At 43.2% G+C, this 1397-nt stretch carries 1 protein-coding gene; it reads left to right on the top strand.

The window, feature by feature from the left end; all coding sequences use genetic code 11:
- A partial coding sequence (locus AC1RNB_RS18545) for a hypothetical protein (RefSeq protein WP_493085247.1) occupies nucleotides 1-1397 on the top strand: 1397 nt, incomplete at both ends.

Here is a 1397-nt window from a genome sequence, read left to right as displayed (position 1 = left end):
TACGCTGATACTTCATCGATGTTGATTGGTTATGCAAAATCTGGTCAGTCTGTACAGTATTCGGACACTTTATCGATGTTGTCTAATCGGCTGAAGAGTTCTGATACCACTTCTATGCTGGGAGGATATGCGAGAATGGGTAAATCAGTTCAATACGCTGATACTTCATCCATGCTGAATGGTTATGCGAAATCCGGTCAGTCGGTAAAATATGCGGATACATCTTCCATGTTAGCTAACCGGTTGAAAAGTTCCGATACCACTTCTATGCTGATCGGGTATGCTAAAACCGGTAAATCAGTTCAATACGCTGATACATCATCCATGTTATCTAATCGTTTGAAAAGTTCTGATACCACTTCCATGCTGGGTGGTTACGCAAGAACTGGCAGATCGGTTCAATATGCTGATACTTCATTCATGCTGAACGGTTATGCAAAATCGGGGCAGTCGGTACAGTATGCAGACACATCTTCCATGTTATCCAATCGGTTGAAGAGTTCTGATACTACTTCGATGTTGGGTGGTTATGAAAGAACGGGCAGATCAGTGCAGTACGCTGATACTTCATCTATGCTGAATGGTTATGCAAAATCCGGTCAGTCTGTACAGTACTCGGACACTTTATCGATGTTGTCTAATCGTTTGAAGAGTTCTGATACTACTTCTATGCTGAGTGGTTACGCAAGAACTGGCAGATCGGTTCAATATGCTGATACATCATCGATGCTGAATGGTTATGCAAAATCGGGGCAGTCGGTACAGTATGCAGACACATCTTCCATGTTAGCCAATCGTTTGAAGAGTTCTGATACTACTTCGATGCTGGGTGGTTATGCGAGAACCGGCAGATCAGTGCAGTATGCTGATACTTCATCGATGCTGAATGGTTATGCAAAAACCGGGCAATCAGTAAAATATGCAGATACCGCCTCTATGTTGTCTAATCGCTTAAAGAGTTCTGATACTACTTCGATGCTGGGTGGTTATGCGAGAACCGGCAAGTCTGTTCAGTATGCAGATACATCATCCATGTTATCTAATCGTTTGAAGAGTTCTGATACCACTTCCATGCTGGGTGGTTACGCAAGAACTGGCAGATCGGTTCAATACGCCGATACATCATCGATGCTGAATGGTTATGCGAAATCCGGTCAGTCTGTACAGTATGCAGACACATCTTCCATGTTAGCCAATCGTTTGAAGAGTTCTGATACCACTTCTATGCTGGGTGGTTATGCAAGAACGGGCAAGTCTGTTCAGTATGCAGATACATCATCCATGTTATCTAATCGTTTGAAGAGTTCTGATACTACTTCTATGCTAGGCGGTTACGCAAGAACAGGCAGGTCGGTTCAGTATGCTGATACATCATCGATGCTGAATGGTTATGCAAA

The sequence above is a fragment of the Sediminibacterium sp. GW821-FHT12F12 genome (assembly GCF_058806635.1).
Note: the sequence above shows the minus strand (reverse complement) of the source record. Positions and strands in the feature narration are given on the sequence as shown.